This is a genomic window from Aeromonas sp. 3P, assembly GCF_051919745.1.
GTDB classification, from domain to species: Bacteria; Pseudomonadota; Gammaproteobacteria; order Enterobacterales; family Aeromonadaceae; genus Aeromonas; species Aeromonas veronii.
Map to the genome: position 1 here is coordinate 1882917 of NZ_JBQBED010000001.1, position 20270 is coordinate 1903186.

Here is a 20270-nt window from a genome sequence, read left to right on the forward strand (position 1 = left end):
ATTACCACTCGATCTGCAAGCGGGATTCCCTACCATCATCACGATCATTGAGCATGCGCGTCAACGGTGATTCGCCAGCATAACGGGGAGCTGGCTCGCTGAAGGTGAGTCTGGTACCGGGCTCCTTGGCCTGCCATGCATGACCAAGCTGATCGGCCACCCGATCCCGCAGCGCAGGTGAAGCCTCCTGATGGGTGATCGCAAACTCTTTCGGAGGTTCGCCAGCGGGCACTGGCGCATCAAACTGCCAGAGGGATGCACAGAGCAACAGAGAAAACATCATGACCTCCAATTAATCGACACGGCCCCCTTTTACTCAACCACCGATTAATTGTCACTCTTTGTCCTGCAACCAACTGTTGCCGCCTATCCAAAAGTCTAATTGCCCCCCGCAACCAAAGGTATAAGTTGTTAAGAAACCATAAAAAGATCTATTCAAAGGAGTGAGTGATGAGCGAGAGCAAGGTCTACCCGGTCAAACCCCACATCAGCAGCAATGCACTGCTCGACAAGGGCGACTATGCCGCCATGTATCAGGCTTCCGTCGAGGATCCCGATACCTTCTGGGGAGAGCAGGGAAAAATTCTCGACTGGATGAAACCCTATACCAAGGTCAAGAACACCTCCTACGATCCGGGCCATGTCTCCATCAAATGGTTTGAAGATGGCCAGCTCAACGTCTCGGCCAACTGTCTCGATCGCCATCTCGCCGAACGGGGTGACAAGGTCGCCATCATCTGGGAAGGGGACAACCCTGCCGAAGATCGCAAACTCACCTACCGCGAGTTGCACAGCGAAGTGTGCAAGTTTGCCAACGTCTTGAAAGCACAAGGGGTTCACCGCGGCGACGTGGTCTGCCTCTATATGCCCATGGTGCCCGAAGCCGCCATCGCCATGCTGGCCTGTACCCGCATCGGCGCGGTACACAGCATCGTATTCGGCGGCTTCTCGCCAGAAGCGCTGGCCGGCCGCATCATCGACTCGGGCTCGCGCATCGTGATCACCGCCGACGAGGGGCTGCGTGGTGGCCGTCCGGTGCCGCTCAAGAAGAATGTGGATGAAGCGCTCACCAACCCGGAAACCCAGGTCAACAAGGTGATCGTGCTCAAGCGCACCGGCGGCAATGTCGCCTGGCACAACCACCGCGACATCTGGTGGCACGAAGCGACCGCCACCGTCAGCAGCGACTGCCCGCCCGAGGCGATGAACGCCGAAGATCCGCTCTTTATCCTCTATACCTCCGGCTCTACTGGCAAACCCAAGGGAGTGCTGCACACCACAGGCGGCTATCTGGTTTATGCCAGTCTCACCTTCAAATATGTGTTCGACTACCACGAAGAGGATATCTACTGGTGTACCGCCGATGTGGGCTGGGTCACCGGTCACTCCTATCTGGTCTACGGGCCGCTTGCCAACGGCGCCACCACCATCATGTTCGAAGGGGTGCCCAACTACCCGGCCACCAACCGCATGAGTCAGGTGGTGGACAAGCACCAGGTCACCATCCTCTATACCGCCCCTACCGCCATCCGCGCCCTGATGGCCAAAGGCAACGAAGCGGTCACCGGCACCTCGCGCCAGAGCCTGCGCATCATGGGGTCGGTGGGTGAACCCATCAACCCGGAAGCCTGGGAGTGGTACTACCGCACCATTGGCGATGAGCGCTGCCCCATTGTCGATACCTGGTGGCAGACCGAGACCGGCGGCATCCTGATTACGCCGCTGCCCGGCGTCACCGACCTGAAACCGGGCTCGGCCACAAAACCCTTCTTCGGGGTGCAACCGGCGCTGGTGGACAACATGGGCGAACCGCTGGAAGGGGCCACCGAGGGTAACCTGGTGATCACCGACTCCTGGCCAGGCCAGATGCGCACCGTGTTCGGCGATCACGAACGCTTTGAGCAGACCTACTTCTCCACCTTCCCGGGCCGCTACTTCACCGGCGACGGTGCCCGTCGCGACGAGGACGGCTACTACTGGATCACCGGTCGGGTGGATGATGTACTGAACGTCTCCGGCCACCGCATGGGTACCGCCGAAATTGAATCGGCACTGGTGGCCCATCCCAAGATCGCTGAAGCCGCGGTGGTGGGGGTTCCTCACGAGATCAAGGGTCAGGGTATCTATGCCTATGTCACCCTGATCTCCGGGGAAGAGCCGAGCCGTGAGCTGCACAAAGAGGTGAAGGAGTGGGTGCGCAAGGAGATCGGTGCCATCGCCACGCCGGATGTCATTCACTGGGCGGAGGGGTTGCCGAAGACCCGTTCCGGCAAGATCATGCGCCGCATCTTGCGCAAGATCGCCACCGGCGAAACCGACAGCTTGGGGGATATCTCCACCCTCGCGGATCCGGGCGTAGTAGACAAACTCATTCGCGAGAAGTCGGAAGCTGCCTGATCCCGCTTCGTTTGTTGCTCAATAAAGCCGGCCCTGTGCCGGCTTTGTCGTTTCTCATCCGCCAGCAAACAGCAAGGTGGCAGCGACGAAGTATCTCAGGCCGAAGCGTGCAATAAATAGCCAAATGTAGAGATTAGACCAGTAAAATGCTGCTAATTTTCACGAAATCAATATAATTGCGAAATCTGTGTGCCAGGGCACACCGATTTGCGCAGAAAATGGCTAGATTTCTGGTAGTCCACAAGATAGCTGATAGATAGCAGCATTATCATCGAGGATGTACTCAATATGTCGCAAAATCACCGAATTCTCCTGCTCAACGGACCAAACCTGAATCTGCTGGGCAAACGGGAACCGGGTATCTACGGCAGCAAGACGCTTGATGAGATCGTCGCCGATCTGAAGCTTAACGCCAGCGAACTCGGTGTCACTCTGGAACATCTGCAATCCAACGCCGAACATGAGTTGGTCAGCTGCATCCATCAGGCCATGGGCCAGGTGGATTTTATCATCATCAATCCAGCCGCCTTCACCCACACCAGCGTCGCCATTCGCGATGCGCTGCTGGGTGTAGCCATCCCTTTTATCGAGGTTCACCTGTCAAATGTCCATGCCAGGGAGCCGTTCCGTCATCACTCCTATCTGTCTGATGTCGCCAAAGGGGTCATTTGTGGTCTGGGGGCCGATGGCTACCAATTCGCTTTAACCGCGGCCGTGCACCATCTGCGCGCGGCTTGATAATCACTGATCAGATAAAGAAGAAAGAGAATGCTAATGGATATCCGCAAAATCAAGAAGCTGATTGAACTGGTTGAAGAGTCCGGCATCGCCGAACTGGAGATCTCCGAAGGTGAAGAGTCCGTTCGCATCAGCCGCAACTTCTCCGGTCAGGTGACCACCGCCATGCCGCAGATGATGATGCAGCAAGCCGCTCCGGTTGCCGCACCTGCCGCTGCCGCCCCGGTTGCCGCCGCACCGGCCGCAGATGCCGCCCCGAGCGGTCACCTGATGCGCTCCCCGATGGTTGGCTCCTTCTACCGCTCCTCCAGCCCGGATGCCAAGCCGTTCGCGGAAGTGGGTCAGCAAGTCAATGTCGGCGACACCCTGTGCATCGTCGAAGCCATGAAAATGATGAACCAAATCGAGTCTGACAAGGCCGGTGTGATCAAAGCGATCCTGGTTGAAAATGGTCAGGCCGTCGAATTTGACGAGCCGCTGTTCATCATCGAATAAGGGAAATCGCCACCCATGTTGGACAAAGTAGTCATCGCCAACCGCGGTGAAATTGCCCTGCGGATCCTGCGCGCCTGTAAAGAGCTCGGGATCAAGACAGTGGCCGTTCACTCCACCGCCGACCGGGAGCTCAAACATGTGCTGCTGGCCGACGAATCCATCTGTATCGGCAGACCGGCCAGTACTGAATCCTACCTCAACGTCCCGGCCATCATCGCCGCTGCCGAGGTAACCGGTGCCGTGGCCATCCACCCGGGTTACGGCTTCCTCTCCGAGAACGCCGATTTCGCCGAAGTGGTCGAAAAATCCGGCTTCATCTTCATCGGCCCGCGCGCCGAGACCATTCGCCTGATGGGTGACAAGGTCTCCGCCATCGAAGCGATGAAGAAAGCGGGCGTACCGTGTGTACCGGGCTCTGACGGCCCCGTCGACAACGACGCCAAGCACAACGCCGCCATTGCCAAGCGCATCGGCTATCCGGTGATCATCAAGGCCGCCGGTGGCGGTGGTGGTCGCGGTATGCGTGTGGTGCGCAATGAAGCGGAACTGGCGGGCGCCATCGCCCTGACCAAATCCGAAGCAGGCCAGTTCTTCAAGAACGACATGGTCTACATGGAGAAGTACCTGGAAAACCCGCGCCACATCGAAATTCAGGTGTTGGCAGACGGCCAGGGCAACGCCCTCTATCTGGGCGAGCGTGACTGCTCCATGCAGCGTCGCCACCAGAAAGTGGTGGAAGAGGCGCCGGCACCGGGCATCACCGCCGAAATGCGCAAGTTCATCGGTGAGCGCTGTGTGCGTGCCTGTATCGAGATCGGCTACCGCGGTGCGGGTACTTTCGAGTTCCTGTACGAGAACGGCGAGTTCTATTTCATCGAAATGAACACCCGTATTCAGGTTGAGCATCCGGTCACCGAGATGGTCACCGGTATCGATCTGATCAAGGAGCAACTGCGCATCGCCGCCGGCCAGCCCCTGTCAATCACCCAGCAGGATATCCGCATCCGTGGCCATGCCATCGAGTGCCGGATCAACGCCGAAGATCCGGCCACCTTCATGCCCTCTCCGGGTCTGGTGCAGCGCTTCCACGCGCCGGGTGGTCTGGGCGTGCGTTGGGACTCCCACATCTATACCGGTTACAAGGTACCGCCCCACTACGATTCAATGATCGGCAAGCTGATCTGCTACGGCGAGAATCGTGACATTGCCATCGCCCGCATGCGCCATGCGCTGGACGAGCTGGTGGTAGAAGGGATCAAGACCAACGTACCGTTGCAAAAAGAGATCATGAAAGACGAAAACTTCCAGCACGGTGGCACCAATATCCACTATCTGCACAAGAAGTTGGGTCTGTAAGATCTCGCAGGCAGAACAATCACTTCTGGCCGGATAGCAGCCAGCTGTTTATCTGCAATCCAGCCGGAAGTTGGCTCCGTAAGGGGCCTCTGCTGAAAAAGGGCCATGGCGACATGGCCCTTTTTTGTTATCCTTGCGCCCCTCAAATTTGTCGGAGGCCAAGGTGAACCGTTTTGCTCTCGCCCGCCGGGAAGCAGCTTTCTGCCTGCTGCTGACCCTGTTCTACTTCTTTGCCTGGTATGGCACCGCCTATTTTATCCCGCTCCAGCTGGAGTTGTGGGGGCTGCCGCTGTGGTTCCTGCTCAGTTGCATGGTGATGCCGCTGCTGTTCATTCTGCTCTGCGCCCTGATGGTGAACCGGCTGTTTGTGGAGATCCCCCTCGATACCCACACCCCTTCCGGCAAGGAGTCATCCCATGAATCTTGAGCTGATGCTGCCGCTCGTCATCTATCTGGTACTGGTGCTGGGGGTGGGTTTCTGGGCCAGCCGCCATCGCGCAGAAGGCAACTTCGTGCAGGAGTACTTCATCGGCAACCGCAGCATGGGCGGGCTGGTGCTGGCGATGACGCTAGTGGCTACCTACACCTCGGCCTCCTCCTTTATCGGTGGGCCGGGCGCGGCCTACAAGATCGGTCTGGGCTGGGTGTTGCTGGCGATGATCCAGCTGCCCACCGTCTGGCTCACTCTGGGGGTACTGGGCAAGAAGTTCGCCATCATCGCCCGCCGGGTCAATGCGGTGACCATCAACGATATGCTGTGGGCCCGCTACCAGAGCAAGGCGGTGGTGATCCTCGGCTCCGTTACTATCATCCTCGCCTTTATCGCGACCATGGTGGTGCAATTCATCGGCGGCGCCCGCCTGCTGGAGACCGCCACCGGCCTCTCCTACCAGCAGGGCTTGATGCTGTTTGCCAGCTGCGTACTGCTCTACACCATCATCGGCGGCTTTCGCGCGGTGGTGATGACCGATGCCCTGCAGGGGATCATCATGCTGATCGGCACCGGCGCCTTGCTGGCGGGGATTTTAATTGCCGGTGACGGCCTGCCGAACCTTATCCACCAGCTCAGGGAGATCGACCCCAAGCTGGTGAGCCCGCAGGGGGCCGGCGACATGTTGACCCAGCCCTTTATGCTGAGCTTCTGGATCCTGGTCTGTGTCGGGGTGGTGGGGCTGCCCCACTCGGCATTGCGCTGCTTTGGCTATCGCGACAGCAAGGCGCTCCATCGCGGCATTCTGATCGGCACAGTGGTCAGCGCCCTGCTGATGTTCGGCATGCATCTGGCGGGTGCCCTTGGCCGCGCCATCCTGCCGGGCATGGACAGCCCAGACAAGATCATGCCCTCCCTGATGATGGAAGTGCTGCCCCCCTGGCTGGCCGGGGTCTTTCTGGCGGCGCCGATGGCGGCCATCATGTCCACCATCGACTCCCAGCTGATCCAGGCTTCCGCCACTCTGGTGAAAGATCTCTATCTCAACTATCTGAGTCCAAAGCAGGAGAAGCTGGAAGTGCGCATTCCGCGCCTCTCCCTGCTCTGCACCCTGATCTTGGGCACCCTGGTACTGCTGGCGGCGCTGCAACCGCCCGAGATGATCATCTGGCTCAACCTGCTCGCCTTTGGCGGTCTGCAGGCGGTGTTCCTCTGGCCGCTGGTGCTCGGCCTCTACTGGTCACGGGCCAACGGCCCGGGCGCGCTGGCCAGCATGGTCAGCGGCATCGTCAGCTATGGGGCACTGAGTCAGTGGGGGATCAAGCTGGCTGGTCTGCACGCCATCGTGCCAAGCCTCACGCTGGCGCTGGTGGTCTTTATCACGGTCAGCTTGCTGACGGCACCGCCCTCGCGGGAAGTGCGCGAGCTTTTCGGGCAGAAATAATAAAAATATAAATTAGGGGTTCCAAAACTATCCCCAAATAGGTGTTTTCCGGTTAAACTGTGCGCCAAGTCACAGAACGTAGCCGCTGTATGCCCGTTAAAGCCACTCGACAAGTCGTTACTCAAGCCCTGCAGCGGCTCGGTTATGCCCTGCTGCTGCCCGTCTCCATCCTGCCGATGGCGGCGCTGATATACCGGCTTGGTCAACCCGACGTGCTCGATTTGGCGGTGCTCTCCCTCACCGGTCAGGCGATCTTCAGCCAGATGCCGCTTATCTATGCGGTGGCGATCGCCTTTGGCCTGAGTCGGCAAGAGCTGGGCGGACAGACATTAGCGGGTGCGGTCAACTTCCTGCTGCTCAGCACCGCTTTCAATACGCTGGCCCCCAACCTGCACGCCGACATGATCTGCGGTCTGCTGGCGGGGCTCACCACTGCCATCATCTACCCCTGGGTTCACCAACAAACACTGCCCCGCTGGCTGCAGATCGCCAAGGGGGAGTTTCCCAGCCTGCTGGTGTCGGCCTTGGCCTGCCTGCTGATCGCCATCCCCCTCTCGCTGCTGTGGCCGCCGCTGGAGCGCGGGCTGACCCTGCTCACCTCCGAGCTGCTTACCACGCCGTTTGGCGCCTTCTGCTACGGCACCCTCAACCGGCTGCTGATCCCGCTCGGGCTCCATCAGGTATTGGGCAGCGTCATCGGCCTTGGCGAGAGCAACCTGCAGGCGCTGGCCACCGCCCAACCCCTTCATGAAGGGTATGTGGCCGGTCTCTACCCCATCATCATGTTCGGCCTGCCGGGCGCCTGTTTTGCCATCTGGCTGCACCGCCAGCGGATGCAGCGGCTGCCACAGGGCGGGCTGCTGCTGACCCTGGCGCTCACCTCGGCACTGGTGGGTATCACAGAGCCCATCGAGTTTCTGTTCGCCTTTACTGCCCCTTGGCTGTTTCTCGCCCACGCCCTGTTGACCGGGCTATCGCTCGCTGTCTGTAGCGGGCTGGGGATCAAGGTGGGCAGTTACTTCTCCGCCGGTCTGCTGGATCTGGTGCTGAGCTATCAGGCAGGGGAGCACAGCTTCTGGCTCATCCCGGTCGGTATCCTGTTTTTCGTCGCCTACACCCTGCTCTTTTACCAACTGCTGGAGCGTGCGCCCCTCAGCATGCCGAGCAAGCCCATCGCGGTGGAGCATCCGCGCCTTGCCAGCGTTGCCCCCTCCGACCCGCAGATGCTGGCGATCCAGTACCTCAAGGTGCTGGGCGGGATGGACAATCTGGTGGCGATGAGTGTCTGTATCACCCGCCTCAGCCTGCGGGTGCGCGATATTTCACTGGTGGATGAATCTCGCCTGCTCGGCCTGGGCTGCCTCTCCTGGATCCAGCTCAACGACCACCAGCTGGTGCTGGTGCTGGGCCCCAGCGCCAGCCTGATTGAAGGGCAGATCCGCATGCTGGCGGAGCGCCAGTCGGTCCCCCTCGGCCTCAAACCCAATCAGGAGTCGGCCAGCCAGAGCAGCTGGTAACTCAGGCAAACGGCAACCGCTCGGCCACGAAATCCATCAGGGTGCGCAGAGCGGGGGCCAGATACTCCCGACTCGGATAGATAAGGTAAAACGGGTTGGCCGGAATGGGCTGATCCGGCAACACCTTCTGCAGCCACCCCGCCGCCAAATCCCCTTCACAGACATGGTGGGGCAACAGGGCAATCCCCCCGTCATGAAGCGCCATCTCCCGCAGCGCCAGCAAGCTGTTGCTGACACAGGCCCCCTGCGGCCGCCAGCCACCGTCCTGCAATGGCCACACCGGCATGGCCGAGTGCACCAGACAGGCATAACGACCCAGCTCGCTCAGCTGTTGCGGCATGCCGTGGGCAGCCAGATAGGCGGGCGCCGCCACCAGATGGCGCGCCACCTCACCGATACGCCGACAGATGAGGCTGGAGTCTTTCAGCGGCGCCGCCCGCAGCGCCAAATCATAACCTTCCCCCACCAGATCGAGCTGTTCATCGCTCAGGGTCAGTTCCAGCACCACCTCGGGATAGAGGGCGCGAAACTCGGCGAGGATCCGGCCAAGCAATAGAGTACCGGTCGCCTCGGGGGCGGTGATCCGCACCCGCCCCGCCGGGGCCGAGCGCAGCCGTGCCATCGCCAGATTGGCACTGCGGGCCAGTGCCAGCAGCCCCTGACAGTGCTCCACATAGAGCTCCCCCTGCGGGGTCAGGCTCAACCTGCGGGTGGTGCGCTGCAACAGCCGCACCCCGAGCTGGGATTCGAGCCGCGAGATCTTCTGGCTCACCGACGACTTGGGCATACCAAGCAGCTCGGCGGCCCGGGTAAAGCTCCCCTGCTCCACCACGGTGGCAAACAGCCCCATCAACTCCAGATCGACATTGTTCATATATTCAAACAGTCTTTACCGATTACCCATCTTAATCTTGATAATCAACCAGACTAGAGTGAGTGGCAATCCCGAACACAGCGATTTGAAAGGAAAAACCATGAAAGCCATTGCCCTGACTCACTATCTGCCAAGCGACCACCCCGACTGCTTCATCGCCGCCAACCTGCCCGATCCGGTTCCGGGTCCGCGGGATCTGCTGGTGCGGGTCACCGCCACCTCCGTCAATCCGGTGGATACCAAGGTGCGTTCCCCCAAGGCCAAAATTGAAAGCTCGCCCCGGGTACTCGGCTGGGATGCGGTGGGGGAAGTGATCGCCACCGGCAGCGAAGTCACCCTGTTCAAGACGGGCGACCGGGTCTGGTATGCCGGTGATATCAGCCGCCCGGGCAGCAACAGCGCCCTGCAACTGGTGGATGAGCGCATCGCCGCCATCGCCCCCACCAGCTTGAGCGATGTGGAGGCCGCCGCCCTGCCGCTCACCGCCATCACCGCCTGGGAGACCCTGTTCGAGCGCTTTGCCCTCGCCCGCGAGAGCAGTGGCAAACTGCTGATCATCGGCGGCGCCGGTGGCGTTGGCTCCATCGCCATCCAGCTGGCCCGCCAACTCACCGGTATGGAGGTGATTGCGACCGCCTCCCGCCCCGAGAGCCGCGAGTGGTGCCTCGAGATGGGCGCCCATCAGGTCGTGAACCATCACAAGTTGCAGGAGGAGCTGACCGCCCTTGGCATCACTCAGGTCGATGCCATCTTCTGCACCAACGCCACCGCCGAGCACTGGGCCACCATGGCAGGGCTGATCCGCCCGTTTGGCCATATCTGCACCATCGCCGAATCGAGCGAGCCGTGGGATCTCTCCCTGCTCAAGAGCAAGAGCGTCACCTTCAGCCAGGAGTTCATGTTCACCCGCTCCCTGTTCCAGACGCCGGACATGATCGAGCAGCACCGCCTGCTCGGCCGGGTGGCGGTACTGGTCGATGAAGGGGTATTGCAGACCACCCTGACCAGAACCATCCCGTCACTGACCCCGGTCACGCTGGCTCAGGCCCATGCCGAGGTGGAAGCAGGCCGCATGGTAGGCAAGCTGGTGATCGACATGAGCGGCTTTGCCAACTAAGCCTTCAAACGCACCATGATGGGATAAGTTCACCAAGGAGATGCCCCAAACGGGCACAACCAGCGGCACTCATGACTGCCTGTGGCAGGCCAACGTCCGACAATCAGCCAAAAAAGAGGCCATTTCGCGAGAAATGGCCTGAATACCTGAACATTGGGGTAACAATCACACACATATCCTTATGCAGGACATATTAGTCTTTGCATCTGGCGTGCCAACAGCAGCATGAATGCGCCAAAACGGCGCTAGCCCGTCCTTGAGCAAGGTGCCAACCTTGCTCTTTTTTTGTCTGGCAGACTGTTTACTAGGCAAACAAGTGCAGATAAAAAAATGCCACCCGAGGGTGGCAGTGAAAGATGACGGAACTTGAGCAAAGCGTTCAGCGAAAACCGGTCGTCTTCGCCTGCATAGTGCAATACAGGAACCGTGCCAATCCGGCAAAAGCCCCCGTATCCCTCCACGTCATGGGCAAACCACGACAGCACTGCCCCATGATGGTAGAATCTCGCGGTTTCACATTTATGAAGAGTCGACGCCATGCCCTGGATACAAATTCGAATCAACGCCACTGCCAAGACCGCAGACAAGGTGAGCAACATGCTGCTGGGGCGTGGAGCCCAGGCTGTGACCTTTATGGATGCCAAGGATGTGCCCGTCTACGAACCCATGCCCGGTGAAACCCCGCTCTGGGGCGAGACCGAAGTGATGGGTCTGTTCGATGCCGAAACCGATCCGGCTCCCACCATCGCCTTCTTCCAGCAGATCTTCGGCGAAAATGTCGGCTACAAGGTCGAGCAGCTGGAAGACAAGGATTGGGTGCGCGAGTGGATGGATCACTTCCACCCCATGCAGTTTGGCGAGCGCCTCTGGATCTGCCCGAGCTGGCGCGACGTGCCGAATCCCGATGCGGTCAACGTCATGCTGGATCCGGGCCTGGCCTTCGGTACCGGTACCCACCCCACCACGGCACTTTGCCTGCAGTGGCTGGACGGGCTGGATCTGACCGGTAAAACCGTGGTCGATTTTGGTTGCGGCTCCGGCATTCTCGGCATCGCCGCCCTGAAACTGGGTGCCGCCCGCGTCATCGGCATCGACATCGACCCGCAGGCCATTCAGGCCAGCCGCGACAACGCCGCGCGCAACGGCGTCGCCGACCAGATTGAGCTCTATCTGCCAGCCGACCAGCCACAAGACGTCGAAGCGGACGTAGTGGTCGCCAACATCCTGGCCGGCCCGCTGCGCGAACTGGCTCCGCTGATCGCCGGCCACGGCAAAGCGGGCAGCCTGATGGCCCTCTCCGGCGTGCTGGAAAGTCAGGCCCCGGAGCTGGAAACTATCTACGGCCAGTGGTTCGAGATGGACCCGACCGCCGTCAAGGAGGAGTGGTGCCGCCTCTCCGGCCGCAAGCACGGCTAAACATAGCTCCCGCTCTCAAGGCGGCAAGTCAGCATCTTTATTAAACAAGAGCACCCGCGGGTGCTCTTGTTGTTTCTCCCCCCTTTCCTACTCTGGGGGACGGTTCACGCTTCTCTAGCCAATGAGGGATTAACATCGTTCTTCCACATTATTGAGGCCCTGCCATGAGCGAATACCAGAAGATGATCAGCAGCCAACCGTACAACTGCATGGCACCCGAGCTGGCCCAGTTGCGCCGGGAGGCGGCCCAGCGCTATCGCCGTTTCAATCAGGCGGAAGAGGAGGCAGAGCAGCGGGCACTACTGGCGGAGCTGATTGGCGAACTGGCAGAAAACGCCTTTATCTGCCCGCCCCTCTACTGCACCTATGGCCGCCACATCCACCTTGGCGAGCGCAGCTACATCAACATGGGGGCCACCCTGCTGGACAATGCCCCGATTCGCATCGGCGCCCATGTGATGATTGGGCCAAACGTGCAGATCTATACCGCAGCCCATGCGCTGGAGGCCGACGAACGGATTCAGGGAACAGAGACGGCGCTGCCGGTCACCATTGAAGACAAGGTCTGGATTGGGGGCTGCGCCATCTTGCTGCCCGGCGTCACCATAGGGCGGGAGGCGATCGTCGGCGCGGGCGCAGTAGTCACCAAAGATGTACCGGCCGGAGCTCGGGTAGTCGGCAATCCAGCCCAGATCCTGCCAGCCAAAAACATGGCATAAGGTAGCCAACCGGGCGTGAGCCGATGCCGCCATCAGCGCACCGCCGCCCCGACACCCCATAAAAAATAAAGCCCAATGTCACGAAGACGTTGGGCTGTTAAAAGGTGCTACGGAATTGCGACTCTCATCGCAGAAAAATTAGAAGGAGTGCCCTTCTAAACTGGCAGGGAGATATTAGCGAATGCGCAAACGTTTTACATAGTGAAATACAACAGGATTGCGAGGTACATCGCACTATTTAAATAATTACCTGCTATGGCGTGCGAAGCCTCTTTGAGCCATTTATTTTCCCCAATTTCTCTGGTTACTATTCACGGTTAAACAGAAAAGCCCCGATTTCTCGAGGCTTTGCTTCTCTCAACCGCAACGTGGCCGAAAAGTCAGAAACGGCGGACAAACTCATCGAGCGGCAGCTCGCGCAGTTTACGCGCTTCCAGCATGGGGGTACCGAGGTAGAGGAAACCCACCAGCTGATCCTCTGCCGCCAGCCCCAGTCCCTTGTTGATCTGCTCATCGAAGATAAACCAGCCGGAGCGCCAGATACCGTTGAAGCCCTGTGCCTGCGCCGCCATCTGCATCGCCATCAGGGCACAACCGGCAGAGAGCTCCTGCTCCAGTTTCGGCACCTTGGGGTGATCCTGATAACGGGTTGCCACTGCGACGATCAAGGGCGCCCGCAGCGGGGCTTCGCTGCACTTCTTGATGCTCTCTTCATCTTCGCCACGGGCACGGGCCGCCTCGGCCAGCAGCTTGCCCAGCCGCTCGCGCCCCTCTCCTTCAAACAGAATGAACTGCCAGGGAGTCAGGGTGCCGTGATCCGGCGCGCGCAGGCCCGCCTTGAGGATATTGTCGAGCACCTCACCGCTCGGGGCGGGATCGGCGAGACGGCCACAGGAGTGGCGATTGAGCAACAGGGTGAGGGCATCCATGGGCAATTCCTTCTCTGGGGCAATGATGGCGCTACCTTAGCACAGCACCGAATGAAGAAAACCCCTGAGGCTCAGGGGTTTATCGCACTATAAAGGACAAGAGGGCACAGTTGGCTAGATGATCGCAGCCAGCTCGGCCCCTTGCCGGATGGCGCGCTTGGCATCCAGCTCGGCAGCCACGTCGGCTCCGCCGATGATATGCACCGGCTTGCCTGCCGCTTGCAACCCGGCCTGCAGCTCCTTGAGGGGCTCCTGCCCGGCGCAGACTATCACCTGATCCACCGGCAGACACTGCTTGCTCTCGCCCACCTGAATGTGCAAACCCTCGTCATCGATCCCCAGATATTGCACCCCGGAGAGCATCTGCACCTTGCGGTTCTTGAGCACGGTACGGTGGATCCAGCCGGTGGTCTTGCCAAGGCCGTCACCCACCTTGCTCTCCTTGCGCTGGAGCAGCCAGATCTGGCGCTCGGGGGCGTCGATTTCAGGAGCCGTGAGGCCACCGCGCTCGCCAAGCTGTTTGTCGATGCCCCACTCCTTGAGCCAGTGATCACGGTGCCCATCGGCATCCGTCTCCACCTTTTTCTCAACTAGATATTCAGCCACATCGAAACCGATGCCGCCTGCACCGATCACCGCCACCTTCTGGCCGACCGGTTTGTGATCCCGCAATACATCGAGGTAGTTCAATACCTTAGGATGCTCGATCCCCGGGATATTGGGGGTGCGCGGACGAATACCGGTAGCGAGGATCACCTCGTCAAAACCGCCGCCGAGCAGGCTCTCGGCACTCTGGCGCTGACCAAGGTAAAGCTCGACACCGCACTTCTCCAGCCGTTTGGCGAAATAGCGCAGAGTCTCGTGAAACTCCTCCTTACCCGGGATCTGCTTGGCGAAGTTGAACTGGCCGCCGATTTCGCTGGCCTGATCGAACAGGCTCACCTGATGACCGCGCTCGGCAGCGTAGCAGGCAAACGCCAGCCCGGCCGGGCCCGCCCCCACCACCGCCAGCTTCTTGGGCTGGGGCACGCGGCCAAAGGTCAGCTCGGTCTCGAAACAGGCGCGGGGATTGACCAGACAAGAGGCGCGCTTCTGCTTGAACACATGGTCAAGGCAGGCCTGGTTGCAGGCGATGCAGGTGTTGATCTCGTCCGCCCGGTTCTCAGCCGCCTTGATGACAAACTCGGGATCCGCCAGGAAAGGGCGCGCCATGGAGACCATATCCGCCTCGCCACCCGCCAGAATGCGTTCGGCCACCTCGGGGGTGTTGATCCGGTTGGTGGTAATGAGGGGCACCTTGAGGTGTTTTTTCAGCTCTGCAGTGACCCAGCTGAAGGCGCCGCGTGGCACGCTGGTGGCGATGGTGGGAATACGCGCTTCGTGCCAACCGATGCCGGTGTTGATGAGGGTCACCCCCACCGCTTCCAGCGCTTTGCCAAGGGCGATCACCTCTTCCAGGGTCGAGCCCTGCTCCACCAGATCCAGCATGGAGAGGCGGAAGATAATGATGAAGTCGGTGCCGACCCGCTCGCGGATGGCGCGGACAATCGCCACCGGGAAGCGCATCCGGTTTTCACTGCTGCCGCCCCAGCCATCGGTGCGCTTGTTGGTGCGCTCGCAAATGAACTGGTTGATGAGATAGCCTTCCGAGCCCATCACCTCGACGCCGTCATAACCGGCCGCCTTGGCAAGCGCAGCTGTAGCCGCGAAGTCGCGAATGGTGCCGCGGATCTGCCGCTCGCTCATGGCGCGCGGTTTGAACGGGGAGATGGGGGCCTTGAGGGCGCTCGGCGCCAGACTGAACGGATGATAGGCGTAACGACCGGCATGGAGGATCTGCAGCGCTATCTTGCCCCCCTCCTGATGCACGGCGCTGGTCACCTTCTTGTGCTTGCTCACCTGCCAGGGAAAGCTCAGCTGGGAGCCGTGAGGCACCAGCCGACCGCGCAGATTGGGGGCAATGCCGCCGGTGACGATAAGGCCAACACCACCACGGGCGCGCTCAGCATAAAAGGCGGCCAGCTTGTCAAAACCGCCCTTCTCCTCTTCGAGGCCGGTATGCATGGAGCCCATCAACACACGGTTGCGCAGCTGGGTAAAACCAAGGTCGAGCGGGGTCAGCAGGGTCGGATAGCGGCTCACGATGCCTCCAGTTAATTTTTTGTTATCAAACTGAGGCTAGAGTAAAGAATCGAAAATTCTTTTTCAAACAAATGTTTGGACAATTTTTCAGCGAACAGCCGTGCCCTGAACGAAGATAGGCGGGATCCGCCAGTCGGAAATGGCAATTTCGCCCGCAACTGGTTAATAATGGCTCTTCTCTACCCATTAACAGGGCGATAACGCGACTATGTCTATTTTCAAAGGTCTGGGTTGGTTGTTCCGCAGCCTGTGGCGCCTGCTCAATTTCACCCGGCTGATGCTGGTCAATCTGCTGTTTCTCATCGTAGTGCTGGTCATCGTCTTCAGCATCAGCCAGAAAGAGGCCCCCAAGGCGCCCATCGAAGGGGCGCTGACCCTCAATCTCAACGGCGTGCTGGTGGAGCAACGCTCCCAGACAGATCCCACCGTACAACTGCTGCGCCAGATGGACAGCAGCGACGAGCAGCCGAGCGAGATCGTTCTCTCCGACCTGCTATGGGCCATCAAGAGTGCCAAGGATGACGAGCGCATCAAGGCGTTGGTGATCAAGCCACAAGGGCTGCAGGGAGCAAACTTCACCAAACTGCAGGAGGTGGCGAGCGCCATCGACCAGTTCAAGGAGAGCGGCAAACCGGTGATCGCCATGGCTGACTTTTACACTCAGGGGCAATACCTGCTGGCGGCCCACGCCGATCACGTGCTGCTCAACCAGAGCGGCGCCGTGGTGATCGAGGGGCTCGGTGTCTACCAGACCTACTTCAAGTCGGCGCTGGAGAAGCTCAACATCACCCCGCACGTATTCAAGGTCGGCACCTACAAATCCTTCGTCGAGCCCTATACCCGCGACGAGATGTCCCCCGAGAGCAAGGAGGCGAACCAGCGCTGGCTGGATCAGCTGTGGCAATCCTATGTGGCTGACGTAGCCGAGCAGCGGGAGATCGAACCCGATGCGGTCGCGCCGGGCAAGGATCGCTTCCTCGAGCTGCTGCGCAAGGCCGGTGGCAATGCCGCCAACTACGCCCTCGACAACGGGCTGGTGGATCAGCTGGCTACCCGCGACGAGATGACCCAGGCGGTCATTAAAGAGGTGGGTGAAGCGGACGACCACGGCTGGAAAGGGGTCGGCCTGAAAGAGTATCTGGCTGCCATTCCGGAACAATATCCCCAGAGCGGCAAGGATGAGGTGGGTCTGGTGGTCGCAAGCGGCGCCATCATGGATGGCGTCCAGCCTGCCGGCACCATCGGCGGCGACAGCCTCTCCGACCTGCTGGCCGATGCCCGTCGCGATGACAAGGTTAAAGCCGTGGTCCTGCGGGTCGACAGCCCCGGCGGCAGCGCCTTCGCCGCCGAGCAGATCCGCGCCGAGCTGCTGGCACTGAAACAGGCTGGCAAGCCGGTAGTGGTCTCCATGGGCAGCTATGCCGCATCCGGTGGCTACTGGATCTCCGCCGATGCGGACAAGATCTTCGCCTCCCCGACCACCCTCACCGGTTCCATCGGGGTGTTCGGCATGTTTGCCACCATCGACAAGGCGTTGGCCCAGTTCGGGGTGCATACCGACGGGGTCGGCACCACAGATTACGTTGGCGTCGGCCCGACCCGCGCCCTGCCGGATCACGTCGGTCAGGCAATCCAGCTGAGCGTGGAAGATACCTACCAGCGCTTCATCGGTCTGGTCAGCAAGGGCCGTGGTCTGAGCCCGGAAGAGGCCGAGAAAGCGGCCGAAGGGCGAGTCTGGACCGGCGAAGATGCCAAGGCCCTGGGGCTGGTGGACGAGTTCGGCAATCTGGATGACGCCATCAAGGCCGCCGCCGACCTCGCCAACCTCAAGGAGTGGCAGGTCACCCCCATCGAGCAGGAGGAGTCCACCAAGGACAAGTTCCTGCGCCAGCTGTTTGACAGCAGTGCCCAAGTGCTGGCCCCCCAGTTGCAAAGCTGGCTGCCGGCAGGATTTGGCAAGGCATTGGTGGAAGTGAACCGCAGTCTCGACCCGCTCACCCGCTTCAACGATCCGCAAGGCACCTACGCCTTCTGCCCGGTCTGCGTGCAGTGAGCAAGCGGTGACTCTCCCCATAAAAAACGGCGACCATCTGGTCGCCGTTTTCTTTATTCAGCCAGTGCGCGCGGCACCGCCAACTTGCTCAATCAGGGATTGAGGCGGGTCGGCATACCGGTACGCTGTTCCAGCACCTGCTTGACCACGTTGGAGTCAGACTCGGCGTGAGCGATGAAGCGGGTGATGGCCGGTGTCATCGGGAGCGGCACGGAGGCGGTGGAGTTGAACTCCTCCTCGGTGCGCGACAGCGGCTCGTGTACTTCCATGTAGCGACCGCCATCCGGCTCGACCGTGGTCTTGACCGGCTGGTTGACGAACTGGACGCGGGTGCCGACCGGCACGTTGTCGAACAGATACTTGATGTCGTCAGCGCGCAAACGCACGCAACCGCTGCTCACCCGCAGACCGATACCGAAGGTGGCGTTGGTGCCGTGGATGGCATAGAGGTTGCCGATATAGAGGGCGTGCAGACCCATGGGGTTATCCGGACCGGCTGGCCATACTGCCGGCAGAGTCTTGCCCTGGGCGGCATAGCGACGACGGATGTTCTCGGTCGGGGTCCAGGTCGGGTTGGCGCGCTTGCGCTCTACCTTGGTGATCCAATTCTCCGGGGTGTTGACCCCCAGCTGACCGATGCCGATGGGCAGCACTTCCACCACGTTCTTCCCTTTCGGGTAGTAGTAGAGACGCATCTCGGCAACGTTGATGACGATCCCTTCGCGGGGCGCGTTGGGCAGGATCAGCTGATGAGGGATGATCAGAGTGCTACCCGCTTTCGGCAGATAGGGATCAACGCCCGGGTTGGCTTCCATGATGTTGGTCAGACCCAGCTGGAAGTCAGCAGCGATCTGCTCCAGCGGACGGTTGTCCGCAGGCACCACGTATTCCTGGTTTTCACCGATCAGGCGGCTATTGGCCGCAGGCAGACGGTACTCGACGGCGGCAGCCTGCTGGCTGACCAGCGCAAGTGTGCATAAAAGGGCCGAAGCGGCAGTGCGAAGGGGATTCATAAAATTCCTGTGTGGTTTCCTGTACCAAATGGGCCGGGGGCCGTCTCATCCTCGGTCTGCCGGTGGCGGGTCAACCTGCCCCACGACGCCAATAACCGAGCGCGCATTCTTTCCTGAGTCGGCCAAAATTTCAACTTCCATATGTTGCTTTTCTTGTTAAAAGTAGCCGTTTTCGATGTGACGCTTATCAACAGGGCAAAAGCCACACTGGCAAGTCGCAGCTGAGTGAAAGATGAATGGCACTGCCCGCCAGTCAGCGAGCCACCCAAGCCCCCGTCAACCACAGCGCAGCGCCACCTTGTGTCACGGTTGCAGCCCTAGCTAAAACGTTTGTCGCATCCGGGGAAACAAGCCAATGCTGACGGTGGCAGCTTAATTGGCGTGAAAGATGGCACGTTACCCTTCCAACCATGATTATTTGATTGATCTAGTTTGGGCTTATGTTTACCAATAATCAGCAGCACGATGCGTGCCATACACCGGATGTGACTAGCTGCAACAGAACAACACAAGGACGAGGTTCCACCATGCTGTCGTATTTCCTACGCCGGATGCTTTTGATCATCCCGACGTTTCTCGGTATCACCCTGCTCGTCTTCAGCATCACCCGTTTCGTGCCGGGTGGACCGGTCGAACGCATGCTGCTGCAAGCCCAGGTTTCCCAGAATGAATCCGGCCGCTCCAGTGGCAGCAAGGGGGCACAGGCCCTCTCCGATGAACAGATCGAGGAGCTCAAGGCCTTCTATGGCCTCGACAAGCCCATGCTGGTCGCCTACTGGGAGTGGCTGCAGAAGCTGGCGGTGATGGATCTGGGCGAATCGACCCGCTACTACGAGCCGGTGTGGGATCTCATCAAGGAGCGACTCCCCGTCACCGCCTTCTTCGGGCTGGCGACCTTTCTGCTGAGCTATGCGGTCTCCATTCCGCTAGGTGTGGCGAAGGCGCTCAGGCACAACAGCCGCTTCGACTCGTTAAGCTCCATGCTTATCTACATGGCCTATGCCCTGCCAGCCTACGTGGTGGGGATCTTCCTCATCACCGTCTTCGCCTTCCATCTGGAGTGGCTGCCGATGGGTGGTTTTCCGGGGGACGACTTTGAATACATGGAGAGCAGCTGGGATCAGATCCGCACCGTCTTTGCCCACGCCCTGCTGCCGCTTATCGCCTACGCCATCGGCGATTTCGCCATCCTCACCATGACCATGAAAAACAGCCTGATGGAGAACCTGTCGGCCGATTATGTGCGTACTGCGGTGGCCAAGGGGTTGCCGTTTCGCAAGGCGGTCACCGACCATGCCATGCGCAACAGCCTGATCCCCATCGCCAGTCACCTGGGGTCTGTGCTCACCGTTTTCTTTGGCGGCTCCTTCCTCATCGAGACCATCTTCAACATCGACGGCATCGGCCTGCTCGGTTACGAGGCGATCGTCGAGCGGGATTACCCCACCGTCATGGGCATTCTGGCCATCACCTCCATGCTGATGCTGATTGGCAATATCGTCTCCGATATCTGCGTGGCCCTGGTTGATCCGCGCGTACGGTTTGGAGATTGACCATGAACCAGACCTCTATTGCCATGCCGATGCTGATATCACGCCATATCGTCTCCGATATCTGTGTTGCACCCTCT

Annotated in this window: 17 protein-coding genes; 12 read left to right on the plus strand and 5 right to left on the minus strand. The window is 60.1% G+C overall.

Going from position 1 to position 20270, the window contains the following annotated elements:
• Nucleotide 1: 1 nt before the first annotated feature.
• On the minus strand, nt 2–283 hold the full coding sequence (locus tag ACTG19_RS08420) for a hypothetical protein (protein ID WP_421322612.1): 282 nt from the start codon (nt 281–283) through the stop codon (nt 2–4).
• 167 nt (nt 284–450) lie between these two features.
• Here ACTG19_RS08420 and acs point away from each other — a divergent pair, with 167 nt between their 5' ends.
• The 7 genes from acs to ACTG19_RS08455 all read left to right on the plus strand — a co-directional run bounded on the left by acs (nt 451) and on the right by ACTG19_RS08455 (nt 8377).
• Nucleotides 451–2397, plus strand: a complete 1947-nt coding sequence (gene acs, locus ACTG19_RS08425; protein ID WP_439988969.1) for an acetate--CoA ligase — start codon at nt 451–453, stop codon at nt 2395–2397.
• A 288-nt stretch (nt 2398–2685) separates the two neighbouring features.
• Complete coding sequence (aroQ, locus tag ACTG19_RS08430) at nt 2686–3135, plus strand: type II 3-dehydroquinate dehydratase (RefSeq protein ID WP_058057284.1); 450 nt, start codon at nt 2686–2688, stop codon at nt 3133–3135.
• Nucleotides 3136–3171: 36 nt separating this feature from the next.
• A complete protein-coding gene (accB, locus tag ACTG19_RS08435) occupies nt 3172–3630 on the plus strand; it encodes an acetyl-CoA carboxylase biotin carboxyl carrier protein (protein ID WP_005338908.1) in 459 nt (152 codons plus the stop codon).
• 15 nt (nt 3631–3645) lie between these two features.
• Complete coding sequence (accC, locus tag ACTG19_RS08440; RefSeq protein WP_439988970.1) at nt 3646–4986, plus strand: acetyl-CoA carboxylase biotin carboxylase subunit; 1341 nt, start codon at nt 3646–3648, stop codon at nt 4984–4986.
• 163 nt (nt 4987–5149) lie between these two features.
• On the plus strand, nt 5150–5413 hold the full coding sequence (locus ACTG19_RS08445; RefSeq protein WP_058057282.1) for a YhdT family protein: 264 nt from the start codon (nt 5150–5152) through the stop codon (nt 5411–5413).
• The gene (panF, locus tag ACTG19_RS08450) at nt 5403–6860 is read left to right on the plus strand and encodes a sodium/pantothenate symporter (protein ID WP_439988972.1); all 1458 of its coding nucleotides are present in this window, start codon (nt 5403–5405) and stop codon (nt 6858–6860) included. The genes ACTG19_RS08445 and panF overlap by 11 nt, the downstream gene beginning before the upstream one ends.
• Nucleotides 6861–6949: 89 nt before the next feature.
• Nucleotides 6950–8377, plus strand: coding sequence for a PTS transporter subunit EIIC (locus tag ACTG19_RS08455; protein WP_100654445.1), 1428 nt, complete (start codon nt 6950–6952; stop codon nt 8375–8377).
• Between the two features lies 1 nt (nt 8378).
• Here ACTG19_RS08455 and ACTG19_RS08460 read toward each other — a convergent pair whose 3' ends face one another.
• Entirely contained in the window at nt 8379–9251 is an 873-nt protein-coding gene (locus ACTG19_RS08460; RefSeq protein ID WP_162628353.1) for a LysR family transcriptional regulator, read from the minus strand.
• 100 nt (nt 9252–9351) lie between these two features.
• On the opposite strand from ACTG19_RS08460, the gene ACTG19_RS08465 reads away from it, so the two are divergent.
• The 3 genes from ACTG19_RS08465 (at nt 9352) to ACTG19_RS08475 (ending at nt 12503) form a co-directional block, all read left to right on the plus strand.
• Complete coding sequence (locus tag ACTG19_RS08465) at nt 9352–10368, plus strand: zinc-binding alcohol dehydrogenase family protein (protein ID WP_113739068.1); 1017 nt, start codon at nt 9352–9354, stop codon at nt 10366–10368.
• Between the two features lie 537 nt (nt 10369–10905).
• Complete coding sequence (prmA, locus tag ACTG19_RS08470; protein WP_005338919.1) at nt 10906–11784, plus strand: 50S ribosomal protein L11 methyltransferase; 879 nt, start codon at nt 10906–10908, stop codon at nt 11782–11784.
• 164 nt (nt 11785–11948) lie between these two features.
• Nucleotides 11949–12503 (plus strand): sugar O-acetyltransferase, encoded by a 555-nt coding sequence (locus ACTG19_RS08475; RefSeq protein WP_439988973.1) that lies wholly within the window; start codon nt 11949–11951, stop codon nt 12501–12503.
• A 380-nt stretch (nt 12504–12883) separates the two neighbouring features.
• Here the strand turns inward: ACTG19_RS08475 and ACTG19_RS08480 are convergent, their stop codons facing one another.
• Together ACTG19_RS08480 and ACTG19_RS08485 are read right to left on the minus strand one after the other, a co-directional pair.
• The gene (locus ACTG19_RS08480) at nt 12884–13432 is read right to left on the minus strand and encodes an NAD(P)H nitroreductase (protein ID WP_042080611.1); all 549 of its coding nucleotides are present in this window, start codon (nt 13430–13432) and stop codon (nt 12884–12886) included.
• Nucleotides 13433–13546: 114 nt separating this feature from the next.
• The gene (locus tag ACTG19_RS08485) at nt 13547–15574 is read right to left on the minus strand and encodes an oxidoreductase (RefSeq protein WP_201989663.1); all 2028 of its coding nucleotides are present in this window, start codon (nt 15572–15574) and stop codon (nt 13547–13549) included.
• Nucleotides 15575–15782: 208 nt separating this feature from the next.
• Between ACTG19_RS08485 and sppA the strand changes: the two genes are divergently transcribed.
• Nucleotides 15783–17627 carry a signal peptide peptidase SppA gene (sppA, locus tag ACTG19_RS08490; RefSeq protein ID WP_113739072.1) on the plus strand — a complete coding sequence of 615 codons (1845 nt, stop codon included), beginning with the start codon at nt 15783–15785 and terminating at the stop codon, nt 17625–17627.
• A gap of 92 nt (nt 17628–17719) precedes the next feature.
• Here sppA and ACTG19_RS08495 read toward each other — a convergent pair whose 3' ends face one another.
• Nucleotides 17720–18640: a L,D-transpeptidase family protein gene (locus tag ACTG19_RS08495; RefSeq protein ID WP_042080607.1), complete on the minus strand. Its 921-nt coding sequence runs from the start codon at nt 18638–18640 to the stop codon at nt 17720–17722.
• Nucleotides 18641–19167: 527 nt separating this feature from the next.
• Here ACTG19_RS08495 and ACTG19_RS08500 point away from each other — a divergent pair.
• A complete protein-coding gene (locus ACTG19_RS08500) occupies nt 19168–20193 on the plus strand; it encodes an ABC transporter permease subunit (RefSeq protein WP_439988974.1) in 1026 nt (341 codons plus the stop codon).
• Nucleotides 20194–20270: the final 77 nt, after the last annotated feature.